The 16,428-nt window shown below is 46.5% G+C and carries 14 protein-coding genes; 7 read left to right on the top strand and 7 right to left on the bottom strand.

Annotated features, from left to right (window positions below; all coding sequences use genetic code 11):
• Positions 1–47 precede the first annotated feature (47 nt).
• The gene (locus CHA6605_RS18530; protein WP_198288367.1) at positions 48–1,649 is read left to right on the top strand and encodes a GAF domain-containing sensor histidine kinase; all 1,602 of its coding nucleotides are present in this window, start codon (positions 48–50) and stop codon (positions 1,647–1,649) included.
• 207 nt (positions 1,650–1,856) lie between these two features.
• The gene (locus CHA6605_RS18525) at positions 1,857–2,705 is read left to right on the top strand and encodes a Cof-type HAD-IIB family hydrolase (RefSeq protein ID WP_015160933.1); all 849 of its coding nucleotides are present in this window, start codon (positions 1,857–1,859) and stop codon (positions 2,703–2,705) included.
• 273 nt (positions 2,706–2,978) lie between these two features.
• Here CHA6605_RS18525 and CHA6605_RS18520 read toward each other — a convergent pair whose 3' ends face one another.
• From CHA6605_RS18520 to CHA6605_RS18510, 3 genes are all read right to left on the bottom strand, one after another.
• Complete coding sequence (locus CHA6605_RS18520; protein WP_041548261.1) at positions 2,979–4,805, bottom strand: ABC transporter ATP-binding protein; 1,827 nt, start codon at positions 4,803–4,805, stop codon at positions 2,979–2,981.
• 132 nt (positions 4,806–4,937) lie between these two features.
• On the bottom strand, positions 4,938–6,146 hold the full coding sequence (locus CHA6605_RS18515) for a DUF4912 domain-containing protein (RefSeq protein WP_041548259.1): 1,209 nt from the start codon (positions 6,144–6,146) through the stop codon (positions 4,938–4,940).
• Between the two features lie 645 nt (positions 6,147–6,791).
• Positions 6,792–8,345 (bottom strand): site-2 protease family protein, encoded by a 1,554-nt coding sequence (locus tag CHA6605_RS18510; protein WP_015160930.1) that lies wholly within the window; start codon positions 8,343–8,345, stop codon positions 6,792–6,794.
• 146 nt (positions 8,346–8,491) lie between these two features.
• On the opposite strand from CHA6605_RS18510, the gene CHA6605_RS18505 reads away from it, so the two are divergent.
• Positions 8,492–9,148, top strand: a complete 657-nt coding sequence (locus tag CHA6605_RS18505) for an MBL fold metallo-hydrolase (protein WP_015160929.1) — start codon at positions 8,492–8,494, stop codon at positions 9,146–9,148.
• A 319-nt stretch (positions 9,149–9,467) separates the two neighbouring features.
• Complete coding sequence (locus CHA6605_RS18495) at positions 9,468–9,593, top strand: photosystem II protein Y (RefSeq protein WP_015160928.1); 126 nt, start codon at positions 9,468–9,470, stop codon at positions 9,591–9,593.
• A 79-nt stretch (positions 9,594–9,672) separates the two neighbouring features.
• On the opposite strand, the gene ndhO is transcribed toward CHA6605_RS18495, so the two are convergent.
• The 4 genes from ndhO to CHA6605_RS18475 all read right to left on the bottom strand — a co-directional run bounded on the left by ndhO (position 9,673) and on the right by CHA6605_RS18475 (position 13,005).
• Positions 9,673–9,885, bottom strand: coding sequence for an NAD(P)H-quinone oxidoreductase subunit O (gene ndhO, locus CHA6605_RS18490; protein WP_015160927.1), 213 nt, complete (start codon positions 9,883–9,885; stop codon positions 9,673–9,675).
• Positions 9,886–10,010: 125 nt separating this feature from the next.
• The gene (locus CHA6605_RS18485) at positions 10,011–10,934 is read right to left on the bottom strand and encodes a hypothetical protein (protein WP_015160926.1); all 924 of its coding nucleotides are present in this window, start codon (positions 10,932–10,934) and stop codon (positions 10,011–10,013) included.
• A gap of 292 nt (positions 10,935–11,226) precedes the next feature.
• The gene (locus CHA6605_RS18480; protein WP_015160925.1) at positions 11,227–11,826 is read right to left on the bottom strand and encodes a DUF1517 domain-containing protein; all 600 of its coding nucleotides are present in this window, start codon (positions 11,824–11,826) and stop codon (positions 11,227–11,229) included.
• A 171-nt stretch (positions 11,827–11,997) separates the two neighbouring features.
• A complete protein-coding gene (locus tag CHA6605_RS18475; RefSeq protein ID WP_015160924.1) occupies positions 11,998–13,005 on the bottom strand; it encodes a YheT family hydrolase in 1,008 nt (335 codons plus the stop codon).
• Positions 13,006–13,254: 249 nt separating this feature from the next.
• Between CHA6605_RS18475 and pgmB the strand changes: the two genes are divergently transcribed.
• From pgmB to ftsY, 3 genes are all read left to right on the top strand, one after another.
• Positions 13,255–13,953 (top strand): beta-phosphoglucomutase, encoded by a 699-nt coding sequence (pgmB, locus tag CHA6605_RS18470; RefSeq protein WP_015160923.1) that lies wholly within the window; start codon positions 13,255–13,257, stop codon positions 13,951–13,953.
• A gap of 178 nt (positions 13,954–14,131) precedes the next feature.
• Complete coding sequence (gene nusB, locus CHA6605_RS18465; RefSeq protein ID WP_015160922.1) at positions 14,132–14,773, top strand: transcription antitermination factor NusB; 642 nt, start codon at positions 14,132–14,134, stop codon at positions 14,771–14,773.
• A 146-nt stretch (positions 14,774–14,919) separates the two neighbouring features.
• Entirely contained in the window at positions 14,920–16,419 is a 1,500-nt protein-coding gene (gene ftsY / locus CHA6605_RS18460; RefSeq protein ID WP_015160921.1) for a signal recognition particle-docking protein FtsY, read from the top strand.
• Positions 16,420–16,428: the final 9 nt, after the last annotated feature.

The raw sequence follows: 16,428 nt of genomic DNA, 5'->3' as shown, positions 1-16,428 counted from the left end.
CGAGGATTCCAACTATCTAACCAAAAATGTTGCTCTAGCCTGTTTGTGTGGGAATTTTAGATACAGACACATCTTCCCGATCCGATCGTCATAAACTCACACATCCCATTCCGGGCAATCGTCCCATGCTCAATTCAGAACAAGATCTAGATATAAACCCAGATCGCCAGATAGCTAGATCTCGATCGTTACAGTCTCCACCGATCGTTACTGAATTAAGCATCGAGCAATCGCAGGTGCCGATCTTTGCCGAAGCTACCGCACAGGTGGCGCGCCTCACCGACGCACCCGTGGCGATCCTGACAGCGATCGCCGGATCTGGCGATCGAATTGCCTCTGTCTATGGCTTAGAGCGGTTAATATTACCTACTAAACCTAATTTGATCTCGGAATTAGCTGGATTAGAATACTGTCACGATCGCATCTTTGCCAGTCAACTCAGCCTAAGCATCGTCAATTTTCAACAACACCCACAATTGTCGCAGTCATCGCTGTGTCGGAGGCACGAGCTACAATCTTATCTCGGCGTACCGATTATTACTGCCGCTCGCGACTGCTTGGGTACGATCTCGATTTTAGATTTTAAACCACGCCAATTTAGCGATCGCGATATCGAGCTGCTGCAACTAGTCAGCCGCCTTGTAGCCAGTGAATTCGAGCGCAAATTATTGAGTCAAGCGCAACTAGAGCGGCGGTTGGGCAATCTCCACGAGCAAGCGAAAATCGGTTTTGACGATCCTGCTGTCGCCACAGAACACAATCAGAGCCAAGTTGCCAAAAATGCGCCCCAGCCTGCCCCAGCAAGCTGCCTGAGTGACAAAAAACGCGCTAGTAAGTTAATCCCCACTACAGCCGCCAATTGTCGCTTAGAGCCGCCACAAGCCCAAACGCAAATTCAGTCTAAATTGCTCGCTCATCTAGCTCAAGAGCTGCGGACGCCGCTGACATCCGTACTCGGTATGGCAAGTGTCTTACAACAAGAAATTTATGGCCCATTGAGTAGCAAGCAAAAAGATTATTTAGGCATCATCCATCATAGCGGTCGCCAATTAGTCACGATCGTCGATGAAATCTCACAACTAGGCGGATGTGACGCCACAACTCGCCAACTCACGCTCAAATCAGTCGATCTAGAGATGTTATGCCAACTAGCCATCCAAAGTCTCGAATCGATCGCTACCAAGAAACAGCAACAAATTAAACTCGATCTGGCTGACAATTACTCACTAGCTAACTCACAGCCAGATGAGAGCGCAACTCCACCAATCCGCGTCTGGTTGCTAGATAAAGATAAAGTCCGCCAGATCGTCTATTATCTTTGCCTGAGCCTGATTCACGTTAGCGGCATCGATCGACACATCTCGATCCAGTTCGCAACCATGCCCGATGGCGTCGAGATTCAGATCGCCACTGACGATCCTAATGCGATCCTCCCCAACGCCGATTTATCCGCACAGCTTACTTTCGATACCAGCCAATCGATCGAGATCGATCGTCACGATCTTACCGATACCAAACTCGGTTGGGATCTACGAATTAGTCTGGGTTTATCTTTAAGTCATACCCTCGCCGCATCCCATGGCGGTAAAATTCAATCCCTGAGCGATGGTTGCGGTTATTGTCTGATATTACCGCTAATTGTTAATTAAGTTGGTTGGGGCAAACATTTATAAGATCGTGAAAAGTCTGAAACCTAGATAGTGGAGAGTTTTCACCCTACTTTCCTCCCAGTCCCCCCGCTCCTTGCCAAAATACTAACTAGATTCACATCCTAAACTACTAGTCATGAGATTGATGGTACGATCGAATGGAAAATCAGACCCTAACTGGGGATTGAGATCCACAACATTACCATCATGTCATCATTAAGTACTGCCGAAATTAAACTCCTAATCTTAGATATTGATGGCACGATCGCGGGAAAATCCAATCAGGTGAGTACCAGAGTCAAACAAGCTATTCAAGCCGCTCAAGCCAAAGGCGTCCGCGTGGGGATTGCGACTGGAAGAATGTATAAATCTGCAATGCGGTTTCATAATGACATCGGCGCAGACATGCCCCTGATTGCTTACCAAGGTGCGTGGATTCAAGATCCGGCAACGGGAAAGCGGTATCGACACCATCCAGTACCCGTTGCCATTGCTCGCGAATTAATCGATTACTTCGAGCAGCCCGACTTGCTCGATCGATTATCAGTCCATGTCTATCGCGACGATTGCTTATATGTCCGCGAGATTAACGCCGATACTGAGTTATATGTCGGACGCAGTGGCATTGAAGTCACCGCAGTCAAAGATTTGCGGACGCTGTTAACCGATTGTCCTACTAAACTTCTGGCGATGTCCGAAGATACGGCTCTAATTCAAGATTTACTGGTCGATCTGCGCCAACGCTATGCCCCGTCAGATTTGCACGTCACTACCTCCGTGCCGATCTTCCTCGAAACTACTCACTCTGGTGCCAACAAAGGTGCCGCGATCGATTATCTGGCTACCAGTTTGCTAAATATTACCGCCGAGAATGTCCTGGCGATCGGTGATAACTATAATGATGTCGAAATGCTCGGTTATGCTGGCATTGGTGTCGCCATGGGGAATGCCCCTAGTGATGTTCAGTCTCTCGCCGACTGGGTTGCTCCCGATATCGAAGCCGATGGTGTTGCCGCAACCATTGAAAAATTTATTCTCAACACTCGATCTATCTAACGGCTGACTAACAATTTAAAGTTCTAAATATAAAACCAAAAAGAAGACCGACGACTGGCCGTGTTTCGTCTCGGTCTTCTTCTTGATTCGCTCCTCACACTACATATACAATAATACATCTATCTCGATTTGTCAATCTTTCTGAAGAAATATTTTTTGATGAGAGCAGAGTGGCGCATGGGTGAACGGGTGGATGAGTGGACTGGGTAACGAGGAGACTGGGAAAGCGGGAGAAGTTAAATCGCACTATTCACTATCCACTCTTCCCTTAATCTAAGTCCCCAACATTTGCAACTGATACAAGCTAGCATACAAGCCACCTCCATCGATCAATTCTTCATGAGAGCCTGATTCGATTAATGTGCCTTGCTTGAGGACAAAAATCCGATCGACATTGCGAATTGTCGATAAACGGTGAGCAATAATAATTGCCGTGCGATCGACAATCAATCGATCGAGTGCGTCTTGAATTAGAACTTCCGTCCCGACATCTAAACTAGCTGTAGCTTCATCTAGTACCAGAATCCGAGGATTGCGAATGACCGAGCGGGCAAAGGCAATTAACTGTTTTTGTCCGGCGGAGAGATTGGAGCCACGTTCGCGCAGTTGCGTATTATAGCCTTGAGGTAATTGGTCGATAAATCGATCGATATTAGTCGATCGAGCCGCCTGAAGAATCTCGGCTTCAGTATACTCTTCGCCCAGGGTAATATTCATTTTGACATCACCTGCAAACAAAAAGCCGTCTTGTAAAATCACGCCCAAATAGCGGCGTAGTTCGGCTTGAGTAATTTGGTTGATATCTACCCCATCGATTAAAATCCGTCCTCTAGTTGGCTCGTACAAACGGCATAGCAGCCGCACGATCGAACTTTTACCCGCTCCAGTCGGGCCGACTAATGCAATCTTCTCACCAGGCTTGATGGTAAAATCCAGATCGCGAATGACATACTCATCATCTTTATAAGCAAACCACACATGCTCGAAGCGAATTTCGCCCTGAGACGCGCTATCGACATGAGTCAGGTGCAAACTTTGAGCTTCGGCGATATCTTGAATTTCGATCGGTTCGTCGAGAATATCGTTGATGCGCTCTACTGCCGTAAAACCCGATTGAATCGCTGTAAATTTCTCCGCGAACTGACGCAGCGGTTCAAACAATCTTTGGGCATATAAAATAAATGCCGATAACGTCCCAAAGTCCAAAGTTTTATTCAGCACCATTAAGCCACCCAGCCACAACACCGCTGCGATCGCGACGAGCGAAATCCACTCTAATGTTGCCGATACAGCCGAATCGTGAAAGTTAGTTTTATCGATTTCTCTAATATATCGATCGCGCACCGTCCGAAATAATTCAGCATTGTATTTTTCGCGCCTAAATAATTGCACGACATTAATACCGACGACATTTTCCTGCACCATCGAATTGAGTTGAGATAACTCTTCTCTACCGCGATAGTTAGCTTTGCGATATTCTTGCTGAAAATAAATGACTACTGCTCCGACAGGCACTAACATGATTAACAACATCACGGCGATTTGCCACTGAAGCGTAAACATATAATAAAGCATTACGACGATCGAGAAGAGATCGCTGATAATCCCAATCGCTCCCGTGGTAAAAACATCACCCAATGCTTCGACATCGTTAGTCAGTCGGGTAATTAATTTACCCACAGGCGTCCGATCGAAAAATCGCACGGCTAACGAAGTGACTCGATCGAATAAATCGTTACGAATATCGGCAGTAATTTTTTGGCCGATCCGTTGGACTGTATATCCTTGAATTGCTGTTAAAATTAATCTCACAACTACTGTCGCCATCAGTAGTAATGTAAGTAAATTTAACCCATCCAACATCGATAAATTATTAACAAAATCCCAGGTTTTCTCATTTCTAATTTTAGAAATTGCCTGACCGATAATTAAGGGCTGAATGGCATTAGAGATGGCTAATGGAATTAACAAGCCAAATGATATCAGAAATAATTTACCGCTACGGCGAGCATAGGGCACTAGTCGCAACAGCAATCGCCAATCATTATCTGGAGGTGACGATTTTATAATTCGACTGCGAGATTCTGTAACATTAGTCATTTCGGTTGGGGAAAGCGATCGAGCATACAAATCGATCCTAACAAAATAATCCCCACCAACCATCGAGATTAGTGGAGATTATGTATATATTTAGGTAAAGAGCTACTGAAAGTTAGTTACCAAGTCGATCGATTAGAACCATTTTTCAGGAACCGCTTCTTCCTTGGTATTGGTATTCCGCGAAGGAGTTGCTCGATCGAATGTCATATGGACCGAGCGTTGTTGTTCGCCATCTTTAGCGACAGCCACGATCGGATAGTCTATATTGCCATCCTGGAAGGACATTTGGAAGCGGAATGTACCATCGGGATTGAGCTTGATTTGGCGTCCGCCGATCGATACTGTCGCATCGGGTTCGGTAGCACCGTAGACGATTAATTCAGCATCGGCAATCAGCCAGAACTGACGCTGACGCTCGCCGACATCCATACCGATACCAGACATACCCACACCCGACATATTCACGCCAGAAGCGGTAGGTAGTGCCCACATGCCAGCACCCGAGGGGAAGACAAAGGAACTGAGTGATTCAAGCGGCGATTGTTGCATGGAACCATATAGGGAACCAGCAATTCGCAAGGATTCGACCGAATCTGCCATGCCAAAGATGCGCTCGTAGATGGCATTCTCACCAGTGGCATTCGTCGTACCAGAGGTGCTGGTATCGCCCGCTTTGTGGCTAGGAGGTACGAGTTCGACAAAAGTCTTGCCGATGAGTTGTTCTTCCCAAGGTACGGTGATGAAGATATCTTCAATCCAGTCTGAAGGATAGACAGGGGGAATATTCACAGATGCCGAGCGTGCTAATATCAACCAACGACCGTCGCCACAACGGTAACCGATGTCGATCGTGTAAGAGCGATCGCTCACGGGAATGGGTAGGTACCATTCTCTAGCCATCTCATCGATCGGGTATTCTTGGATGCTGTGAGGACTTTGGTGTTCCAAATTTATATCGGTAACATCATAGATCCGTAGAGCTAATTGCTGTCCGCCATGGTAGCGCAGTTCGTTCTTATGCTCGATCGGGATATCCCAGTAAGCATAAGCCCATTGCGGATCTCGTGGTAATAGGACAATTCGACTATCGCCATAACCGCCGGGCAGATCGCCCAACCCTTCGTCTACGGCTGCTAGTTCCTCAGCAGTGAGATCGACATCGACGCCAAGTTCAAATTTGCCTGCTTCCACTTCTAATTGAGCCTCCAGTTTTGTAGATGGACTTTGAGTAGATTTACTCTGAATTTTTTGAATTTCTTCCAGGAGTTGGGATTTCCGCATCCTGCTATAACGGGACACTCCACAGACACTAGCTACGCGACGTAGCTGTCTGAGAGTCATTTCTTCTAATGCGTTGTCTATCGTCACGATCCGATCTCCGAATAAGGTGTAGATGACAAATTTGTTGCATTTGTATCCACGTTTGTTGTCACTTTAAGAAAACTAGCGATCGCAAGTTAGTTTTATTTCCACTTTAAGTAGATTGACTAACTATGTTCGAGTTGTTTATTAAATTTCTAATATCTGCCAGACTGAGTGATTGACTCGATCGCAGGTGACTAAGTTGCGTTTTCTAACAAGATCCCAATCGATACATGCGCTAGTTGTTCGAGCATTTATAACTTTAAGTGGCTAGCGATGTGGATTGACTAGGTATATTTACTATCTAACAAGATTTTACCCAGATCGGTCAAGGGGGGATCGCTCTCAATTTCCAGGGTTTAACGATTTTGCGCCATCTTGGAGATCGTAATTGTCATGATTTCTTGACAATTGTCCAAATTTCCGCAAATTAGGACGATCGAGTCCCCCAGTCGATCGATAACAGTTACCTAGCGACTGAAGTCGCTGCTAGTGATGCAAAGTCCGTCTGCGCGGACTACTACCAGCACAAAGTTTGGTTTAACCGTTGGCGGAGCCTGCGCTTTGCGCCTACCGTATTCAGATGCACTCGATCGTTAACGCCTAAAGCCTAAAGCCTAAAGCCTAAATATCCAACCACTGCATTAAAACTGCTGGTACTGGAATTAACGTCAAGACTAAAATTCCTAAAATAAATACACCCAGAGCATCGCGCCAGTTATTGAGATCGGAAACATCATTGAGTGCAGGTTCGTCGATCGCGGGAATTAGAGAAATCACGATCGCCAGAAATAGTAAATCGGTATTACCAGCTTCAGAAGCTCTCAATCGAATAATGCCCAGAATTACTAAAATGATTTTACTGAGCTGCGAGACGATCGCACTTGGCTTTTGCCCGAACATAGCATGAACGATATAACCGCCATCGAGTCGGCGCAACGGCATCAAATTGATCGTAATAATTAGCAAACTGATATAAGCAGCGATCGCGACACCATTTAAATCGATCGCGCGTTCGGCGACAAATCGACTGCCTAAAGCTAACTTACTCAACAGCGTCATTAATAGCGAAAAGCGGGGATTGAAAGAGTGGAAGTTAAATAAGGTCGATTTGACATCGAGGGGGACGGTTTGAGATTGGCTCAGTCCCCATAGTAAGAGCGGAATCGATGTAATCAAACCTAACATTGAAGCGATAAAGCCCAAATCGAAGACTGCTTTGCGATCGGGAATTGGCGATCGCATTTGCACCAGGCAGCCGTAAGTACCGGGCAGAAAAGGTAGTGGAATAAAGTATGGTAGAGTAGAATCGATTTTGTAAAACTTCGCGACCAGATATCGGCCAATGTCGCGAATGCCTAACATAAAAATAATACTAGCCGCATAAGGCCATCCAGCTCTGACAATCTGACCGAAATCGCCCTTGGGCAATCCAGCTAAGGCTGCCCCAAAATAGGTCGTAGGTACGAGTGTTAGCAACAGTAGCAATAGGGCGATCGTATAATCAATGTAGCGACGAGATCGAGTAATTTGGGTATGTTCTGGACGCGGGACGAGAGCGAAAAACGGTTTGCCCGTCGATAAGCTGTACTGAAATAAAATAAAGAAGCGATCGCCAAATAAGTCTGTAATGTTGCGGACGATCGTCGCATAGGCGTTATCGGCATCGGTACGTAATTTGCCGCGACACAATACGGCTTGCGGACGGTATTCGATTTTTTCAAGAAAAAAGATATTCCACGCAAAGCAAGTTCTTAACGTCGCTTCTTCTTCGGCTTCGATCGGTCTGATGGGTCGATTTTCCTCGCTTGGCTCTGACTCTGGCAAGGCTGTCAATGCTGGCTCTATCGTACCAGTGGTGGCAGGATGCTCGCTGCTAGTGGCTTCGCAAATAATTTTAGGATCGGGAGGCTTCGCCAATGTGCGTGGTTTGGTTCGATCCCAATCTAGTAGTCGCCAATATACCAACCAGCAAATCGAGCAAACGACAATTGCTACGGGTAAAGGCGGGATTTGCTTGCTCCAAGTGACTGTCGCTCCAGTCAGCAGCGGCGGCAGCATTAATATCGCCCACAAGATCCATAATGGTACTGCGGTCAACTTGCTAACAGTTTGCCGCAGAATAATGTATGTCAGAATGCCCGATAAGATTAAGATGAATAGGAAAGACAACCACATGTATAAAATTATAAGTAATCGATCGAGCTGAAACTATTTATGGCCATCAATGTGTCGAATGCGATCGGGATCTAGGCTGCTACTATAACGTTACTTGTCGATCTAGAAATTGCTAAAATATATACCCTTATTGAGTAAGCACGTTTATGCAACCAGAATCAAATTTGTCACAGCCAACACTTGGAATTAAATCTGGGATCGATAAACTGCCAAAAGAGATTCTACCAGGTATTTTTGCCTTTGCTCCCAATCGCGACACATTAGGTGGTACGGCTTATCTAGTCTTAACGCCGATTGGAAATATCTTAATTGACGCTCCGGCTTGGCACGATTTGCATCGACAGTTTATTGCCGAGCGTGGGGGTGTGAATTGGTTGGCAATTACCCATCGTGGCGGCATCGGACAAACCACGGCGATCGTGAATGAATTAGGCTGTGAAGCGATCGTTCAAGAACAAGAAGCCTACTTACTTCCAGAGCTTAAAGTCACTACTTTCCAGCACAAATTTAATATTAAAGATAGCATACATGCAATTTGGACTCCTGGGCACTCACCCGGATCGGCTTGTTTTTATTATGCGGGAATTGGGGGCGTACTCTTTACAGGCAGGCACTTGTTGCCCGATCGATCTGGCGCACCCGTGCCGCTACGGACTGCCAAAACTTTTCATTGGCCGCGTCAACTTCGCAGTGTCTCGGCGATTTGGCAGCAGTTTCCTTCACAACAACCTTTGAGCTACATTTGTCCTGGTGCCAACACCGGATTATTGCGTGGCAAAGGAGCGATCGCTGTTAACGTCTAATCTCTATTGTACCGCAGTAATAATTTTGCCTTCTAAGTCTCAATTTTCAGCATCAAAAATCTGCCTGCTCCCACGCTCGATGGCTATCGGTCGGGGGAAGAAGGCAGAGACAAATTGAGATTGAAGGGTGCAACTGCGATCGCAAATCTTAACATCACGTCGTAAATTTGCGCGATTTGCACCCTTGGGTAAGGTCTTCAAAGCTTTAATTAATCGCAGTTTAGGGACATCACCAATAGCAGCCAATAATTCTGGTAGAGTAGATAAGCGATAGTTATATCGCTCATAAATCTTTTACTTTAAATTCAAGGAAATCGTTATGGACTTCGACTTTCGGCTTTTAATCGTCTTGGCCCCCTTGGCGGCGGCGGCGGGTTGGGCGGTATTTAATATTCTGCCAGCCGCGCTCAGACAAATTCAAGAATTGTTACGTGCCAAAGACTAGGGATTTGGGGTCGATCTCAAGATTAGTTGGGGTAATGTCTGGTTTTGACAAAAGTTACCGCTCGATGGGCAATTAAAGTCTAAACCCCCTCCAACTGGTCGAGTCGCAACCAAATATTTGGGGTGGGGACTTGTCCGAATTTTACTAGCGCGTAGTCGCCACGTAGGTCTAGTACCTCACCATTGGTTTCAAATAAATATTTGGGAAATCTGGCATCGCTAGCTTTTGCTTCGAGGCTATTTGCCAGGGAACTAGCGATCGCGCGAACGGAATCTCCTTTTTTGACTGCCATAATCTAATGTGTAGTGCTGCAATAGGTAATTATCAGCATACTATAGGTTTTGGGGTTTTAGGTTTGAGGCTCTAGGTATTAGGTGTGAGGAATTAAAGCCTAACCCCTAAAGCCTAAAACCTAGGTTACCGTCGGCGGCTGCCAAATCCAGAACTAGAGCGGCTGCGACCGCCACTACCGAAACTCCGGCTAGAACCGCCTGAAGGACGGCTATTGTACTGGTTGTTGGAGCGGCGGAGATTGCTCGTACCGAAGCCCGAACCAGTAGAACGATTGCGTTCGACCGAGCGGTTGGTGTTGAAATTGTTGTTGTTGAAGTTATTGTTATTCAATCGACCTGTCGTCCGTAATGTGTTACGGTTGACTACCGCAGGCGGCTGGCTATTATAACGAGTTCGATAACTTTGGACGGCTTGACCGTAGTTGTTACCGTAGCCGCCATAACCGCGCAGGATGCCACCAGAACTATAAACAGGGGGGACATAATACTGCGGTCTGAACAATGCGTTACCGATCGCCTGTCCGGCCAAAGAGCCAGCGACAGAGCCAGCAAACGGTGCCCAGAAGTTAGATTCTCGCTTGACGACGACAGTTTCTCTTTGTCCGGTTTGGGGATTGGTTTGAGTTTCGGTCACATTATGGACGTACTCAATTTTGAAGTCTTCTGGCATGTGTAACGACACCTGCCCATTTTCTGACTTAAAATAAGTCTTTTCATTGGCTTTGACTTCTTCGTCAGTCAATCTCGCCATTTGCAGATTGGTAGTGCGATACACGGGCGGAGTACCAGCAGGTGTATTGAGAAGCATCAGGGTATATTCACCGTTGCCATCGTTATAAGTGGCTTGCTGGACGGGATACTTACCATCCGCGATCGGTTTTTGGTTGGTATTGTTGCTGACGGTGGGACTTTGAATAGAAGTACTCGTTCGATTTTGTCCCTGAATTGACCGATCTCCATCTCCAGAGCCGCAAGCGACAGAAGTAAAGGATAAGGTCAAAGCCATAAAAACGATCGCTAATCGACGTAACATATAGGCTGATTTCATGACTATTGGATGTTCTTATTTTAGCTAATTCTTGGGACGATTTAAGACTTGTAATCTCAATCTACCGATCGACATACTACTGATAGTGCTTAAGGTAGATCTAGAAATTTATATTTGTAGATTGCAACCTTTTATATTAATGTTACTCGATCGACTCGTTGCCAAAATACCCTGTAAACCGATCGAATCGATCGAGTTAACCGCATCTAGACATTAGATTTGGCATTGAAAAAGGTTTAAGCCAAGGTTGGCTTAAACCTGAATCGATCGCGATTTCGATCGAGACATATATTTACAATGGAATCAATTCTGGGAAATTCTGGAGAACTTGGTCGTCGGTGAGTTCGTCGCCAAATCGTGCTGGTGAAAAATGGATATAAATTGCACGCAAGCGTTCTTGATAATGCAGATTGATTAAAGCTTTGAGGGCAATCTTGAGTGCGGACATGTTGGACAAATCTGCTTCGATGCTGGATTCTTCGCCTTCAAAGGCAACAGTAAGCATCAAGATCAAATTGCGAGTGGGATTGAGCGTTAATTGAGCATTAGGATTATTAGGCTGGCTCAGATCTGGCTCGCTCAAATACCGCCCAGCAGAATCGGTAAATAATTCGTTGGCATAGTCGCCAGCTCCGCCTTCGTCCCAGAATACATCACCTTCATTGGCTGCCGATCGCCAATAAGTATCGTATTGCAATAGGTTTTGACAGATTTCGACCAATCCTTCGCCGACGATGGTCAAATCGCCATCCGATTCGATGGCTTGTCTGGCAGCTTGGTTTAAGATTCCCAGGAGTGGCGAGACTTCTTCACCACCGAGGTGGATAAAAATTCTAGATACGACAAATTGGGTTTTGCCTGTAAATTTATTAAATTGGTCGCGTAAGCTCATAGGGGTGGAGGTGTGGGTGGGTGGATGGGAGAGAGGGGGACGAGGAGAGAGAATTGTTCTTGCACCAAATAGTAATGGTTCAAAGCCTACGCCTTTAGCCAGATTGTGATTGATACGCAGATTTAAACTCCGTCTTAATCACTTCGCTATCAACTATCGACGATCGACTAATTACTGAATCCATTCTAAAATACGATTCCAGCTCCACCAGGGGTCGCGATCGATATTTAACTTTTGGCACTCTTGGCTGCTGATATGTCCGACATGTCCGCCGTGGGGGGTAAGTAGGAGATCGATCTGGGGTTGTTTGCTGGCAATAGCGTACAGTTCTGGCCCTAAAGTGGGATCGAACAGCGGATCGTCAGCGGCATAAATAATCAATACTGGTTTGTTAAGATCTGCTAAAAAATATAACGGACTAGTTGCCGCATAATAATCTCGGACAGTCTCAAAACCCAGTCGAGGAATGACTAATTCGCGATCGAATCCCCAAATTGTCGTCGCTCGATCGATCGCGGCGGGGTCGATTTCGGTAGGATGGTAGCGATGTAACTCGCCAGCTAATTTTCGTAGTTCTTTGGCGATCGCACGTTCTAAATATTTGCCCAGCGGATGTGCCATCAGATACGTTAAAGATCGATCGGATTCCAGACTGGGACAGATGACTGCGCCGCCAGCAATTTCTGGCACGTCACGACCCGCTTTAACGCCCCACAGAGCCAACTGACCGCCCAAGGAATACCCCATTATCCACATTGGAGCCGGACAGCCTAGCTGGAGCGATTGGCGGGCGATCCTCACAAAATCTTCGCCCTCGTACAGACCATCCGAAGTCAGTTGGGGCGATAACTCGGCAGTCTTGCCATGAGCGCGCCAGTCAAATAAGACGACCGCGTAACCTTGGGCGTAAGCTTTCCGCCCTAGAATCCGCAGAAACCATTGATTATCTAATGTACCAGTGATACCGTAGGTCGCAACGATCGTCCCTTTAGGATTGGGGGGGATGGCGAAAATGCCAAAAATCGGCACATCGCCATCGCCACTAAAAATGTGCTCCTGATAAGTTGGCTCTGGCTCGATCGTATATTCTTCCCAGTTGCGGCTCATCCGCAGTGCGGTGTAGAGCGTCATCGATAGACCGGATTGCAGCCACCAAGGGGGTGTGTATTGAGGATTCAATTGAATAAAGGCGGGATGAAAGATTTTGGAGCGTATTTATTAATTTTAATCTTCAAACTTGTGTGTTATGCAAAGTGGTATCGCCTAAAATGATTAGTTATTGTAAATAGACATCGCTCGTGAGATTCCAAAGATTATGACAATCTGAGGGCATAATGAGTATACATCTGACCTGGAGCGATCGCGATTCTCCAAAGGAGAGGCTCCGCCACCGCACAGACAATTATTGTCGATCGACATCAAATAGCTATGGATAAACTGGAGCGCGAGCCACACATCGCAGCAGTCATCTTCGATCTTGATGGCGTTATCGCTAATACAGTCTACTATCACTACCTCTCATGGCAGCAATTAGCCGATGAAGAGGGAATTCCCTTCGATAAACACACCCACGATGAAGGAATGCTAGGACTCAATCGTGAAGATGCACTGCAATATCTTTTGGGCAATCGGACTATCGATCTGAGTCTAATTCAACAGCAACTATTATTAAATCGGAAAAACGATTACTACCTTCAACTAATTAACGAACTCAATTACGCTAATCTGCTGCCCGGTATCGGTAATTTGTTAGTAGAACTCCATGCCGCTGGTGTTAAAATCGCGCTCGGCTCATCGAGTAAAAATGCCGAACTAGTCTTGCAACGTCTGAAGATCCGGCATTTTTTCGATTTTTTAGCTGATGGTAATAGTGTCTTGAATCTCAAACCCTGTCCCGATGTCTTTCTCCACGCGGCTGAGTCGCTGAGAGTCGCTCCAACTAATTGTTTGGTTGTAGAAGATGCCCCCGCCGGAATTGAAGCAGGTTTGGCTGCTGGGATGTGGGTTTTAGGGGTCGGCCCCTACGAACGCTTGGCGCGATCGCATTTAGTCCTCCCGACTTTGGCAGGTATCGGCTGGGCGGATATTGTGGCTAAAGTGGATTACTACCACAAATCGGGAAGATAAAAGGCGCAGCAGCGTTGCCTCCAATCTTGCACTAGCGAATGCGCTCTGGTTATTTTTCTAGAACACTGGAAGCGCAACCTCAGAGCAACTCGCGGAGCGAAGCTGCTTTGGCCATTACCTAAAAATTGCTTAGAAGTGGTATAATCAGGGGCTTTGCTACTGCTAATCGATCGCGCCTATGAAAGCTCAAACTATCGCTCGTGAGTTAGCCCTGCTAGCTCTACCCCAGTTATCAAAGGCGCAAAAGAAGTTAGCGCAATCGCAACCTCGCGAATTACAATTGACTCTAGAAGAGATGATGCTCAAAGCCATCTCGACACTCAGAGAAGAGACTCAAGAAGCATTAGAAGCGGCTACGGCAGAATTACAACGCAGTAATGACAGGCTGTTAAATAGCCAAACCAGGGCTAGCGACGTCGAGGGGGCTAGAGTCATGACCGCCGAAGCGATCGAATTAGTGCAGACTGCGATCAATCGGCTCGGACAAGCTTTAGAGATGCCAGAGACAATTAATAATTTCAATCGTCCCGACGTGCGTAGCTATGCCCTCGAACTATTGGTCAAGGCGACCGAAGAAACCGCTCAGGTCGATCTGCTCTTAAGTAAAAGTATCGTTGATTGGCAGCTCGGTCGCTTGCCTAAAATCGATCGAGATATCCTCAGACTGGCGGTTACAGAAATAGTCTATTTAGGCTTAGAAGAACGGATTGCGATTAATGAAGCCATCGAATTGGCCAAACGCTATAGTGACGACCAAGGTCGCAAGTTGATTAATGGCGTCCTGCGACGAGTCACCGAACAACTCAAATCGGGGGTCTAATTTTTGTTAGTGAAAGTGAAATTTTCGGCTTAGAATGTCTTAACATTGATGGTCTCTGCCCAGAATCATCTCCTTACTTCCTTGGCAACTACCATCCTTGTATATTCATAATCAATTAACAGATCGCTCCTAACTCCTAATTTATTATGGTTTTTAACTGGTTTCGCCGGAAGTTCGACAATCCCGAACCCGATTCTAGCAAGGACTCGGAACAAACTGTAGAATCTGCACCAGAGCAGCTTGAGACGCCAGCAGCAGATGAGGCAGCTCCAGAGCCAGTTAGCAATGAGGTGGCAACTGACTATTTGGCGTGGGCAAAAGCTGCATATCAAAATATTCAGCAGCAAGAATCCGCAGCAGCACAAGCCGCCGCGACGGTAGCAGAAGAAGTCACAGATGCCGTCGCACCCGTCTTGGCGGTTGAGGAGGCTACTACAGAGCCACTAGCCGTTGCTGTAGAGTCGGAAGCGAGTGATATTGAAGCTCCGACGGTAATTATTAGCGACACTGCTGAAGCAACCACCTCAGATGCCGAAGATCTGCCGATTTGGGCGCGAGACGACCGTCAACAGCGATTGGAACAGCTCAAGGCATCGGCGATCGAAACTGCCGAACCAGAGGCCCAGACGCCAGATATCGCGCTCGATGATGATTTCTTATGGTCGGCAAAAGTGCTTGCCGATCGCGGACGGACTCCGGAGCAAGTATCCTTAGATGAGATTAATTGGCTCAAAAAATTACGCCAAGGTTTAGACAAAACGCGGCGGGGATTTGTCAATCAATTAAAAGCCCTGATCGGTCAAGGCCCACTCAATGCCGATGCGGTAGAATCGATCGAGACTTTATTGCTCCAAGCCGATGTGGGGATTGAAGCAACGGACTATGTAATTGAGACATTGCAGACTAAATTGCGCCAAGAAGCCTTACCACCAGAGGCAGCAATCGCCTACCTCAAACAAATTTTACGAGACTTGCTCGATAAGCCTTTTGAGTCTAATTACTCATCAGAATTTTTGCCCGAATCTAACCAATTAAATATTTGGTTGTTGGTGGGAGTCAATGGCGTCGGGAAAACTACCACTATTGGTAAGCTCGCTCACATGAGCCAATCGTCGGGTTATAAATGTCTGATTGCGGCTGGTGATACGTTTCGAGCTGCCGCAGTCGAACAAGTCAAAGTTTGGGGACAACGGAGCGGCATCGAAGTAATTGCCAACCCCGGTCAAAATACCGACCCCGCAGCGGTAGTTTTTGATGCAATTAGTGCTGCTCGATCGCGCGAAACTGAGTTACTATTAGTCGATACCGCCGGACGGTTACAAAATAAAAAAAATCTCATGGACGAGTTGAGCAAGATCCGTCGGATTATAGACAAACAAGCCAGTACAGCTCAGATAGAATCATTGCTAGTACTCGATGCTACTTTAGGCCAAAATGGTTTGCGCCAAGCTCAAGTTTTTGCTGAGGCGGCGAAGTTAAGTGGTGTAATTTTGACCAAATTAGATGGCACGGCTAAAGGCGGCGTCGCATTAGCGGTGGTGCAACAACTGGGTTTACCAATTCGATTTATCGGTGCTGGTGAGGGCATCGAAGATTTAAGACCTTTTTCTAGTTATGAATTTGTTGAGGCTTTATTAAGTGGTTAGGAATTAGAA

It is taken from the genome of Chamaesiphon minutus PCC 6605, from assembly GCF_000317145.1.
GTDB lineage: Bacteria > Cyanobacteriota > Cyanobacteriia > Cyanobacteriales > Chamaesiphonaceae > Chamaesiphon > Chamaesiphon minutus.
This window is presented reverse-complemented; position numbering and strand designations above follow the sequence as displayed.